Below are 12,505 nucleotides of genomic sequence, written 5' to 3'. Positions count from 1 at the left end.
TATATCGTCTTCACGCAACCGCGCTGTTAAAGTAATGGTCTTGGCCTACTTGCACAGAACGGAAATTCACATAATGAGGAGTTTGGTTATGAAAAGAAGTCATCATTGCGGCGCATTAACGACCGCACACATCGGCGAAACCGTAACATTGAACGGCTGGGTACAGACCCGCCGTGACCTGGGGGGCGTACTGTTTATCGATCTGCGTGACCGCAGCGGTATTGTACAAGTGGTATTTAACCCTGCATACTCCGGCGAAGCTCTGCAAATTGCTGACCGGGTACGTAGTGAATATGTTATTGCCGTATCGGGCAAAGTGGTTAAACGTGATGAAGAGACCGTGAACAAAAACCTGCCTACAGGTGAAATTGAAGTTCAGATTACGGAAATTGAAGTGCTCAACGCGGCAAAAACGCCGCCATTCTTCATTGAAGATGGTGTGGAAGTCGATGAGTCCCTTCGCTTGAAATATCGTTATCTGGATCTGCGTCGTCCGGAAATGTACGAAACACTGAAATTGCGTTCCAAAGCGTCCAAAGTATTCCGTGACTACCTGGATGGCGAAGAGTTCGTTGAAGTGGAAACACCGATTCTTACGAAGAGCTCCCCGGAAGGTGCGCGTGACTATCTCGTACCAAGCCGTGTACATGAAGGTGAATTCTTCGCTCTGCCGCAGTCTCCGCAAATTTACAAACAATTGCTGATGGTCGGCGGACTTGAGCGTTATTATCAAATCGCCCGCTGTTTCCGGGATGAGGATCTGCGTGCAGACCGTCAACCTGAGTTCACACAAGTCGACATCGAGACTTCCTTCCTGGAACAGGATGACCTGCTGCCAATGATGGAAGAGCTGATGGCCAAATTGCTGCGTGAAACGAAAGGCATTGAGCTTGAGCTGCCATTCCAACGGATTACGTATGCAGATGCGATGGGTAAATACGGTTCAGACAAGCCGGATCTGCGCTTTGGCATGGAGCTGGTGGAAATGAACGATATCGTAGCGAACAGTGGTGTGAAAGTCTTTGCTTCTGTCATTGAAAAAGGTGGAGAAGTGAAAGTTCTGAATGCCAAAGGCTGTGGCACGTGGAGCCGTAAAGAGATCGACGATCTCGGACCATTCGCAGCACGTTACGGTGCCAAAGGTCTGGCGTGGATTCAAGTGAAAGACGGCGAATTCAAAGGCCCAATCGTGAAATTCTTTACACCGGAAGAGATTGAAGCGGTGAAAGAACGCACTGGCGCTGAAGAAGGCGACTTGCTGCTCTTCTCTGCGGACAACAAAAAAGTGGTTGCTGACGTTCTGGGTGCACTGCGTTTGAAAATTGGCCGTCAACTTGGTCTGATCGATGACAGCAAATTCAAATTTGCCTGGGTTGTGGACTTCCCATTGCTCGGATATGATGAAGATGCGAAACGTTACGTGGCAGAACATCACCCGTTCACTCGTCCAAAAGACGAAGATGTGGCTCTGTTCGATACAGATCCGGGTGCGATTCGTGCTCAAGCTTATGACCTTGTTCTGAATGGTTATGAAGTAGGTGGCGGTTCAATGCGTATCTACAAACGTGACGTGCAAGAGAAAATGTTTGCAGCCCTTGGACTTTCTCCTGAAGTATCCAATGAGAAATTCGGTTATCTGCTTGAAGCATTCGAATACGGAACTCCACCACATGGCGGTATCGCCTTTGGTCTTGACCGTCTCGTTATGCTGCTGGCAGGACGTACAAACCTGCGTGAAACCATTGCCTTCCCGAAAACGGCAAGTGCAACCGATCTGCTCATGAACGCACCTTCTGAAGTGGACGGAGCCCAGTTGGAACAACTTCATATCCGTGTAGCCCGTAAACCGGTGGCGGAAAAGAAATAAAGGAGGCATCGATTCTCAATGCTCCATCAATTTTCAAGAACAGAGCTGGCAATCGGACCTGAAGGTCTGGATGCTTTGAAAAATAGTACAGTTGCCGTGCTTGGTATTGGCGGCGTGGGCGGTATAGCCGTTGAAGCCCTTGCTCGCAGCGGGGTTGGACGCATCATCCTGATCGATAAGGATGTGGTGGACATCACCAACGTTAACCGCCAGATTCACGCGTTGACCACGACCGTTGGTCAGAAAAAAGCCGATCTGATGGTGGACCGGGTCAAGCTCATTAACCCTGAGATTGATGCCATCGCCTTGAACATGTTTTACACGGAAGAAACGTATGAGGAACTGTTTAAATATGAACTGGATTATGTCCTGGATGCATCCGACACGATCATCTACAAAATCCATCTCATCAAGGAATGCCTCAAACGTAAGATTCCGGTGATCTCCAGCATGGGTGCGGCGAACAAAATGGACCCTACGAAATTCCAGGTTGCGGATATTTCCAAAACGTCCATGGACCCGATTGCCCGTGTGGTTCGCACAAAACTGCGCAAAGAAGGCATCAAAAAAGGGGTCAAAGTGGTCTTTTCTACCGAGGAGCCATTAAAGCCGCGTGAAGATGTTACTCAAAAGATCGTTCCTGAGAACGCACCGGAAATTCGCAAGGCGAAACAGCCACCAGCGAGCAACGCGTTTGTTCCTCCGGTAGCCGGACTGATCATGGTCAGTGTGGCAGTCAAGGAATTGATTGAAAATGCAGCAAAGAAACAATAGTAACCTGTTGAGCGAAAAGCGTAGGTGCCTACAAGGCGCCTGCGCTTTTTTTATGGTCATCACGTGATGTACTTCAATCTCAAAACCGTGTATGATATGTGGTGCTGCGCGAAATGATGATAAATATATAGAGAAATGGCAGTGTACATAGAGAGAGGGGAACAGAACGGATGAAACAAGGTTGGATGACCAGACGTCTCGGTGTGGAGCCGGGGGACCAGTGGAAAAAAGAGATTGTGGCGGGAGCCATCTCCTATTTTGCTGTCGTTTATATCGTGATGGTCAATGCTACAATTCTGGCAGATGCCGGCATGCCTTTACAGGCAGCGATGGTAGGCACACTGCTGACGTCTATTGCAGGTTGCTTGCTGATGGCATTCGGAGGTAAGTCACCTATTGTGGTTGTACCCGGAATGGGGATCAATGCATTTTTCACGTACACACTCGTACATTCCATGAAGCTGAGCTGGCAGGAAGCACTGGCCGTGGTGGCCGTTACAGGTATACTTTTTGCAATCGTTGCATTTACATCACTATATAAATTGATCAGTGAAGCCATACCGAAGAACCTGCAGCATGGGATAACGGTGGGAATTGGCCTGTTTTTGACCTTTATTGGTTTGCAAAAAAGCGGAATTGTTATTGCTCATCAGACCACGTTTGTAGCGATCGGGCACTTCAATGATCCTAATGTTATTACGGCCTGCGTAACACTAGTACTTGCCGTGATTCTATTCATACGTAATATTCAGGGCGGACTTCTCATCAGTATTCTGATCGGGACTGGACTTGCCTATGTGCTAGGTGCAGTGAACCCGGGTGAACCGGTGTCCGCGATGGAAGCGCTGCGTCAATACGGCGGGTTGTTTGGCGAATTGTCCCTGATGAAGCTGGCTGATGTTGCGTTCTGGATTGCTGTCTTTTTGCTGCTGCTGATTGTGGTATTCGAAAATATCGGATTGATTACTGCTCAGACGCAAATGATTGGTCGCCCGCAACGTTTCAAAGGCAGCCTGCGCGCTCTGTCGATCAGTACGGTATTGGCAGGTATATTCGGGAGCAGTCCTCCTGTAGCTGCGGCAGAGACCACTGCCGGGATTGCAGCAGGCGGACGCACGGGCTTGACACCACTTGTTACAGCCGTGCTGTTCGGGGCGACTTTTTTCTTCATTCCGCTGCTCGGGTATATTCCGGACAGTGCAATTGCCCCCATTTTGATCATCATTGGCGGTTTAATGGTGCAAGGTGTGAAGGATATGGATTTTGGTGACTTTACAGAGGCATTCCCGGCATTTCTTATTATGGTGATGATTCCCTTTACGTATAGCATTGTGGACGGCATGGCGTTTGGTTTCATTGCTTATCCACTGGCGAAGCTGGCCGCAGGTCAGGGGAAACAGGTGCCCGTGGTCATGTATGGCATTGCCATTTTGTTTTTGGCCAACTTTGTACTGCATGGGGTATTGTAATCAGTTGGGACGTACGGATAAATCATTCGTGTGATGGCTAGTGAACAGGTGGAGAATGGAGGAACGGGGAATGGAAGAGAAGGAACAGACGGAACAGACGAAACAGACGGACCGGGTTGAACCGAAGCTTGGGAAAAAAGGATTTAAAGATTTCGTGAAGCTGATTGCTTCCACAGAACCTCCCAAACTCATTTTGATCGTCGCATTGATTCTGACCCTCATTCAGACTACGGCCGGGTTAATTGTCCCACTGATGACCAAAGGGCTGATTGATGGACTAACGATGTCTGCACTTAATAAATCCGTCATTTTTCTGCTGCTTGGCGCTTTTGTCATTCAGGCGATTGCTTCAGGCATCAGCATCTATATGTTGAATTATGCAGGACAACGCGTGGTTGCAACGCTCCGAACGAAGCTGTGGAACAAAGTGTTATCCCTGCCAATGCCGTATTTTGATCGTAATCGTACAGGAGATACGATGAGCCGCATCACTAATGATACAAGCCAGATCATGACGCTGATTGCCGATTATTTGGTCTCCTTTGTATCCAATATCGTTGCGGTGGTGGGCGGGGTGGCTCTGCTATTCTATCTGGATTGGGTCATGTCACTCATCATTCTGAGCTTGGTACCGTTAACGCTGCTGATTCTGCTGCCCGTTGGACGTAAAATGTACAAAATTTCCAAAAAGCAGCAGGATGAGATGGCTGGCCTCACTTCCGTGCTGAGCCAGGTTATTGGTGAGATTCGATTGGTAAAAGCATATGGTACCGAAAAACAGGAGGCGGAAGCGGGACATTCCCGAATTGGCAAAATGTTCGCTTTTGGTTTGCAGGAGGCAAGAATTCTGGCGTTGATCGGACCGCTCTTTACCTTTGTCATGACCGCTGTATTGGTTGTTATTCTAGGGGTTGGCGGTATGCGGGTAGCATCCGGGATGTTATCACCCGGGGAACTGGTGGCCTTCATCCTGCTGCTGTTTCAGGTTATTATGCCGATGGGGCAGTTCACGACACTGTATTCGCGCTTGCAAAAAGTGGTCGGTGCAACCGAGCGCATTCAGGCTATTCTTGCACATGAAGAAGAACCAAGGCACAGTGTGAAGTCAGCTCCAAAGGGCAACGAGACGATTGCATTCAACAACCTGCATTTCGCCTATGTCACAGGAGAAGAAGTGCTGCACGGTATCCATCTAACCGTTCCAGCGCGTAAAGTGACGGCGATCGTCGGTCCCAGCGGCAGCGGCAAATCAACCCTATTCTCGCTGCTTGAGCAGTTTTACCTTCCCGGTTCGGGTAACATAACCTACGGTGGACAGGACATAAGGGATTATACGCTCGCTTCTTGGCGCAGCAAGATCGGTTATGTTTCACAGGAGAGTCCGCTAATGGCAGGTACCATCAAAGACAACATTACCTATGGGCTTGGACGAGAAGCAAGTATGGACGAGATCCGGCATGCCGCAGACATGGCATATTCGTCCGCATTTATTGATAACTTGCCCCAGGGTTACGAGACCGAGGTGGGGGAACGCGGAATCAAGCTTTCGGGCGGTCAGCGTCAGCGCATTGCCATAGCCAGGGCACTGCTGCGCAGTCCGGATATCCTCATGCTTGATGAGGCAACGTCCAGTCTGGACAGTACTTCGGAACATGAAGTGCAGCAAGCCCTTTCGAATTTGATGGAGGGACGGACAACCGTTGTAATTGCGCATCGTTTGTCCACAGTCGTGGATTCGGATCAGATTGTTGTACTGGAGCAGGGCCATGTCACCGGGACGGGTACGCATGCAGAGCTAATCAGCACACATCCGGTATATCGTGAACTGGCTCAGAAACAGTTTGTTGCACAAGATGGGAAGTCAGAGCCTGAGGAGTATTAATTGATAACGATGTGAACCGTTGCTCATCGTCTTAAAGAGACGGGAACAGCGGTTCATTTGTCTTTTCGTCCTGTTAGCTGTAGCTTTTTGCCATTCAATATGATATAGTGGGTATCCTTTTGTGTCGTCAGATTGGCTATGCAAAAAAACATATTCTTAGGAGGTAACTGAAACATGTCAGACAGCTTTCAAAGTGCCTATCAAGAAGAAGAGTACAGGTTAGAGCGAACGATGGAGGAAGTGGATCGTCAGCTGGAACGGCTGAAGAATACACCGGTATATACTGGCCACGATTTCACCGAACAAGTGCTGGAAGCCGGACGCGAAGAGCGCCGCACCGCCTTGTCCAAGAGCGCGCAGCAACCCTATTTCGGACGCTTGGATTTCGAAGAACAGGGCAGCGGGGAACGGAAGCCGCTGTACATTGGCAAAGTCGGCGTAGACCGCGAAGAGGTGGGAGAGCATCCGCTCGTCATCGATTGGCGTGCTCCGGTCGCGAGCCTGTTTTACTCATTTACGGGAGGGGAAGCCTCCGCAACCTACGATGCACCCGAAGGTTTGATTGAAGGCCTGGTCTATCTGAAACGCAACGTGGTCATCCGGCAGCGGATATTGGAGCGCGTTGCGGATACATATAACCGGGATAGCGACCAGCCGGCCGTATCGGATGAGTTTCTCGTCTATCGGCTGGGAGAGAACAAGGATAACAAGCTTCGTGACATCGTATCCACCATTCAGGCAGAACAGGATCAGATCATTCGTGCTGCAAGGAATACGGCATTGATCATCCAGGGTGTGGCGGGTTCGGGAAAAACAACCGTTGCCCTGCACCGGCTGGCCTTTTTGCTGTATCAGTACAAAGAGCAGGTATCTGCGGAGAAGATGGTTATCTTCGCACCCAACCACATGTTCCTCGATTACATTTCGGATGTACTACCGGAACTCGGCGTTGGAGATATTCAGCAGCGTACATTCCCGGATTGGGCGATGAATCTGCTGGGATTGGAGATGCCTCTGGCAGATACGTCGGAGACACTGAATACCTGGTTTGAAACGCCGGAAGCACGCCCCGAATTGAATGATGACGTACCTGGTCGCTATAAGGGCTCGATACGCTTCATGAAACTCATTCAGGAATGGCTGTCAGGCATGGAGGAGGAATCAGTACCCGATCTGGACTTCAGTCCCTGGGACGGTGCGATACTTAGCAAGGCAGAGATCGAAAGCTGGTTTAGCGAAGAATACAAACACTACCCACTGGCTAAACGTAAGGAGCGGGTGATGGCGCGTATCCACCGCTGGATCGAAATGGAGCTCAAGAAGCCTTGTCCCGAGAGCGTACGCAAAGAACGCAAAAAGAAAGCAGCGACGCGTGAAAAAGCATACGCCAAAAAGTGGCCCCAATATGAACCGCTTACGCTGTATAAACAGCTGTTTAAGGCCGCTAAGGGTGGCTCAGTGCCTGCTTCACTAAGCAGTCTTATTCCCAAAGGTGTGATGAAGAAGACGACAGCAGATCTGAAGCAGGATGTAATCCGTGAAGAGGATCTGCCTGCGCTCGTGTATATTCACACACTTATTCATGATATTGAAGGAGCGGAACGATTCGATCATGTCGTGATTGATGAAGCGCAGGATTTCTCGCCATTTCACGTCGCTCTGCTCGATCTGTTTGTCAAAGGACATTCCTTTACCATACTGGGTGACTTGTCCCAAGGTATTCATGAGTATCGCGGGGTTCATGCATGGGAAGAGATGAGTACCCTGTTCCCCGACGAGCAAAACGCATATTTTGCCTTGACCCGGAGCTATCGTTCCACCATGGAAATTATTGATTATGCCAATACGATACTGGAACGTGGGGTCCAAAGCGGGATTACGGCGATTCCTGTCTTCCGGAGCGGAGATCCGGTTCGAACATTAGCCTATGAGGGTGAAGGAAGAACGAAGAGTCTTGAACGGGCTTTGAAGCTGTTAACGGTGAAAGACTACCGCACAGTATCCATTCTGACGCGTACCCTGCATGAAGCGGTTGAGCTTCATCGTGAACTTCTGGATGCGGGCTGGGACCTGAACCTGATTGATGGCGGCAAAAAGCAATATACAGGTGGACATTCCGTTTTACCTGTCTATCTGTCCAAGGGACTAGAGTTTGATGCGGTTATTGTGGCAGACGCGGATGAGCAGCATTATTTGTCTAATGCGGGCGATGCCAAGCTGCTGTATGTGGGCTGTACAAGGGCATTGCACGAGTTGTGGCTGTTCCATGATGGTGACCTACCGTCTTATGCGGCAGCAACACACCATTCGGAAGGCGAATCGGTAACCATTCAGGGTTGGCCGGATAGTGACACCGAATAAACATGGGTAGAACAATGTAATATCAAGAATATAAAAGGCATGTCGTTTATGGGGAATCCCATGAGCGCATGCCTTTTTCTGCTGGTGTGTGGCAATCTCAACTCACTGGAGAAGAATGCTTGCGGAGTTCAGATGAGCGTTCCTTCGTTTTCTGTGCAGATGAACGACGATTGACCAGAAAAATACCAACACCAATGAGTATGCCCCCAGCACCAACGAACCACTGGACCTGTTCCTGCAGCAAAATCCAGCTTGACAATACTCCAAAGAACGGTGTCAGAAACAGATAGGAACTGGTTTGGGCGGGGTCACTATGCTGCAGCAAATAGAACCAGAGTGAGAACTGGATTATGGAGCATACAAGGGTCAACCAGAGCAGCACTGCAACCGAGGTGGGGTTCACAATAAAATAAGGCTATTCAGTCCATGTGCTAAGCAGAAGCAGTACTGCGCCTCCAGCGAACATCTGGTACGCAGTTAGCACAAAGGTATCGTAACGATCACCCCAGCGTTTAATAAGTAATGTGGAGACTGCGAAGGAAACCGCACCACCAATTCCAATCCAGGTTCCGGGGCTAAAACTCATATGCAAGCCAAAGGTTAACAGGACACCGGTGAGGCCGAGGATTACACCCATCCACTGGTTGAAGCGATACGTTAACCGGTACAATAAAGCACTGATGATAATAACCAGCAACGGATTGGTAAAGGTAAGAATGGCAGATTCACCGGATGTAATCCAGTTCATGCTGTAATAGGCGCATCCCATCACTCCAGCAGATTGGAACAGGCCAATTAAAATAAATCTTAGCCAGGCTTGCCATCCTGCAGGTAGGGGGCGTTTCCGCAGAAACCAGGCCATCAGGCCCCCGGCCAGTACGTAACGCATGCCCATGAGCAGGAAGGGTGGTGCATACAACATGCCGATTTTGCCAACCGGAAAAGAAGTACCCATAATGAATGTCGTTAACAAGATCCATATTGTATATTTCAATGGTTTCAACGCGCGGCTGTCAGCTTGAGTACCGGGGCTCATAACGTCTGACCGCCATCTACAGTAATCAGCTGTCCGGTCATGGATGGCTGTTCAAGCGCAGCGCATATCATGTGCGCAATATCCTCAGGCGAGGAAATTCTCTGTAATAACAGCGAGCCACCGAGACGATTCATTCGTTCCTCGTTTCCGGCCCACCAACGGGTTGCAACGGCGCCAGGGACGATGGCATTCACCCGAATCAGCGGTGAGAGTGCGTGGGCAAGAGATAAGGTCAGGCCGTGAACTGCCGCTTTGGAAACCGCATAAGGGAGTGAGGAGCCGGAACCTGTGCTGCCCGCAATACTGCCAAGGTTCACAACGGAGCCGCCGCCTACCTGCTGCATTCCTTCTGTCACTGCACGAGCGCAATAAAACATGCCCTTCACGTTCACATCATACAGTTCGTTCCAAATATCCTCCGTAACGGATTCCAGATCCTGCAGAGGAATGTGCCGGGTGATTCCGGCATTGTTCACAAGGGCAGTTATGGGGCCATACGTTTCGGTAACTGTAGCCACCATCTGCTGGACTTCCATATCACTAGCAACGTTGGCTTGAACAGTGAATGCCTGACCTCCTTCATTCACGATCTGTTGAACTGTTTCTTCTGCTGCCTCCCACGACCGGGAGTAGTTGACAGCGACCAATGCTCCCTTTTGAGCCAGCAGCAGACTTACCGCACGTCCAATGCCTGTTCCGCCGCCTGTAATTAAGGCTACTCTATTGTTCCAGTATGTCATGTTGAACACTCCTTATCATCATCCAGCTGGTGAACTGGTTTGGAATCTACATGAATTGTAGTCCGGTTTGCGCATGGAGTATAATGATTGTTAGTGAACTGGCCATCATTTTGAATGATGTCAGAAGTGGGGGATAAGATGGAGAGCGGAGATCTTCGAATATTTCAATGTGTGGCACAGGAAGGAAACTTGACGAAAGCTGCTTCGAAGCTGGGATATGTGCAATCCAACGTCACGGCCCGGATCAGACATCTGGAAGCAGAGGTGGGCACCAAGCTGTTCATTCGTCACAACCGGGGAATGACGTTATCTCCAGCGGGAGAGATGCTAATGAGTTATGCAGATAAAATCATTGGTCTGCTGAACGATGCTTCCAAAGCGCTTCAGGCGACAAGTGCGCCATCGGGTCCATTGCGAATAGGCTCTACGCAGACTGCAGCAGCGGTGCGATTGCCCGAACTTTTTGCAGAATATTATAGGCGATATCCCGACGTGTCCTTGTCACTGACTACTGGGAATTCGCAAGAGCTTATAGACCAAGTTATCGGGTATGAATTGGAAGGTGCATTTATTGGTTGTGCCTGCGATCATCCAGAGATCACATCTCTGGATGTATTCGATGAAGAACTGTTTGTGGTTTCATCTGGTGTAATGCCAGAAGATGAGCTTACTCGTAAACCGATCCTTGTTTACAGCATGGGATGTTCCTACCGCCAGACGTTAGAGGAGTGGTTGCTAACCTGCGGGGTAAATCGCCCTATAATCATGGAATTTGGCACATTGGAAGCCATTATCAGTGGCGTAGCATCGGGGATGGGCATCTCATTGTTGCCGGAGATTGTTATTCGTCAGCAGATGAGTAGCGGCTTACTTCGCAAGCATTCGCTTCCCGCGGACATGAGCCGGATGATGACTCGTTTTATTACACGCAAGGATGCGTTTGTCAGCAGTGCGCTCGGTGCATTTATGGCTATGCTGCCGCGGGATTATGATATGATAGAGAGTAGAGAATATTGAGATGTTTAGATCCAATCTAGGATAGGTAATCCGTTAAGGAAGTGATGAGCAGTGGATTTATTTTCGTTTCAACAGGACTCCAAGCCCCAGGCTAGACTGCTTGCTGATCGCATGCGACCAGAGCAGCTTGATGAATATATTGGACAAGAACATATTATTGGACCAGGTAAGCTGCTGCGGCGTGCGATTGAAGCGGACCAGATCTCGTCCATCTTGTTATACGGTCCTCCCGGCTGCGGGAAGACGACGCTTGCCCACATCATCTCCAAGCATACACAGGGAGAGTTTGTTCGTCTGAATGCAGTAGACGCCTCGGTGAAGGACGTTCGTGAAGTTATTGAGCAGGCACAGACAAACAAGCAGCTGTACGGAACCAAAACCATATTGTTCCTGGATGAGGTACACCGCTTCAACAGTTCTCGTCAGGATGCATTGCTGCCAGCAGTGGAGAAGGGCACCATCATATTTATCGGTGCGACGACAGAGAATCCATTTCACTATGTGAATGGTGCCTTGATGAGTCGTTCAACCCTCTTTCAGCTCGAGTCGCTGAACAAGGCACATTCGCTTATTGCGATGCGCCGTGCGCTGGCGGATTCCGATAAAGGGCTCGGATTCATGGAACTACGGGCAGATGACGAAGCTCTGGATCATATTGCCACCATGGCTAATGGAGACATTCGGCGTGCACTGAATGCTCTTGAACTTGCTGCACTGACCACACCACCCGAGAAGGATGGTTCCATTCATATTACGCTTGCTGTTGCGGAGGAATCGATCCGCCGTCCAATTGTGAAGGCCGATGAGTCCACACAATATGATGTGCTGTCTGCTTTTCACAAGAGCATTCGTGGTTCCAGTGATGCTGCGTTGTTCTGGTTTTTGTACGCCGTAGAGAAGCTGGGCATGGATCCGATGACATTTATCAGACGTCTGATTGCAGCGAGCAGCGAAGATATCGGTCTGGCAAATCCACAAGCGATGACCCAAGCTATAGGAGCACTGGACGCCTACCGTAACAATGGATGGCCCGAAGCGAAGCTGAATATTGCACAGGCTATTTTATTCGCAGTGGAGAGTCCGAAGTCGAATGCGGTATACACGGCCATTTCGAAGGCGATGAGCGCCATCGATGAGGTGAAGTCGGCTGAGGTACCGCTCCATTTAAGGGATACCCATTACTCGGGAGCAGTGAAGCTGGGACATGAAGGTTATCAGTACCCCCATAATTACCCAGGGCACTATGTGAAGCAGGAATATCTGCCCAAACAGCTCTCGCGAAGAGTATTCTATGAAGCAACAGAGCAAGGCAATGAGTCGAAAATCAGGCTGAACCAACAGCGGAGAAAAGAACTGTAA

General features: G+C 49.7%; 10 protein-coding genes. 7 read left to right on the top strand and 3 right to left on the bottom strand.

Features of this window, described 5'->3' with window-relative positions; all coding sequences use genetic code 11:
- The first annotated feature begins 88 nt into the window (after positions 1-88).
- The 5 genes from aspS to CHH60_RS14595 all read left to right on the top strand — a co-directional run bounded on the left by aspS (position 89) and on the right by CHH60_RS14595 (position 8,353).
- The gene (gene aspS / locus CHH60_RS14615) at positions 89-1,867 is read left to right on the top strand and encodes an aspartate--tRNA ligase (protein WP_095289507.1); all 1,779 of its coding nucleotides are present in this window, start codon (positions 89-91) and stop codon (positions 1,865-1,867) included.
- Positions 1,868-1,885: 18 nt separating this feature from the next.
- On the top strand, positions 1,886-2,641 hold the full coding sequence (locus CHH60_RS14610; protein ID WP_095359795.1) for a tRNA threonylcarbamoyladenosine dehydratase: 756 nt from the start codon (positions 1,886-1,888) through the stop codon (positions 2,639-2,641).
- A 170-nt stretch (positions 2,642-2,811) separates the two neighbouring features.
- A complete protein-coding gene (locus CHH60_RS14605) occupies positions 2,812-4,110 on the top strand; it encodes an NCS2 family permease (RefSeq protein WP_095359794.1) in 1,299 nt (432 codons plus the stop codon).
- Between the two features lie 70 nt (positions 4,111-4,180).
- Positions 4,181-5,992: an ABC transporter ATP-binding protein gene (locus CHH60_RS14600; protein ID WP_095359793.1), complete on the top strand. Its 1,812-nt coding sequence runs from the start codon at positions 4,181-4,183 to the stop codon at positions 5,990-5,992.
- A gap of 174 nt (positions 5,993-6,166) precedes the next feature.
- A complete protein-coding gene (locus tag CHH60_RS14595) occupies positions 6,167-8,353 on the top strand; it encodes a HelD family protein (RefSeq protein ID WP_095359792.1) in 2,187 nt (728 codons plus the stop codon).
- 97 nt (positions 8,354-8,450) lie between these two features.
- Here CHH60_RS14595 and CHH60_RS30530 read toward each other — a convergent pair whose 3' ends face one another.
- Genes CHH60_RS30530 through CHH60_RS14585 form a run of 3 tightly spaced genes read right to left on the bottom strand, consistent with a single transcriptional unit; the run spans position 8,451 to position 10,129 of the window.
- Positions 8,451-8,756, bottom strand: coding sequence for a DMT family transporter (locus CHH60_RS30530; protein ID WP_369680183.1), 306 nt, complete (start codon positions 8,754-8,756; stop codon positions 8,451-8,453).
- A gap of 12 nt (positions 8,757-8,768) precedes the next feature.
- Complete coding sequence (locus CHH60_RS30525; RefSeq protein WP_441339393.1) at positions 8,769-9,326, bottom strand: DMT family transporter; 558 nt, start codon at positions 9,324-9,326, stop codon at positions 8,769-8,771.
- Between the two features lie 59 nt (positions 9,327-9,385).
- The gene (locus tag CHH60_RS14585) at positions 9,386-10,129 is read right to left on the bottom strand and encodes an SDR family NAD(P)-dependent oxidoreductase (RefSeq protein ID WP_095359791.1); all 744 of its coding nucleotides are present in this window, start codon (positions 10,127-10,129) and stop codon (positions 9,386-9,388) included.
- Between the two features lie 138 nt (positions 10,130-10,267).
- Here CHH60_RS14585 and CHH60_RS14580 point away from each other — a divergent pair, with 138 nt between their 5' ends.
- A complete protein-coding gene (locus CHH60_RS14580) occupies positions 10,268-11,146 on the top strand; it encodes a LysR family transcriptional regulator (RefSeq protein WP_095359790.1) in 879 nt (292 codons plus the stop codon).
- A gap of 51 nt (positions 11,147-11,197) precedes the next feature.
- Positions 11,198-12,505, top strand: a complete 1,308-nt coding sequence (locus CHH60_RS14575; RefSeq protein ID WP_095359789.1) for a replication-associated recombination protein A — start codon at positions 11,198-11,200, stop codon at positions 12,503-12,505.

Origin of the sequence: Paenibacillus sp. 7523-1 (assembly GCF_002276415.1) — a bacterium.
Taxonomy (GTDB): Bacteria; Bacillota; Bacilli; order Paenibacillales; family Paenibacillaceae; genus Paenibacillus; species Paenibacillus illinoisensis_A.
Note: the sequence above shows the minus strand (reverse complement) of the source record. Positions and strands in the feature narration are given on the sequence as shown.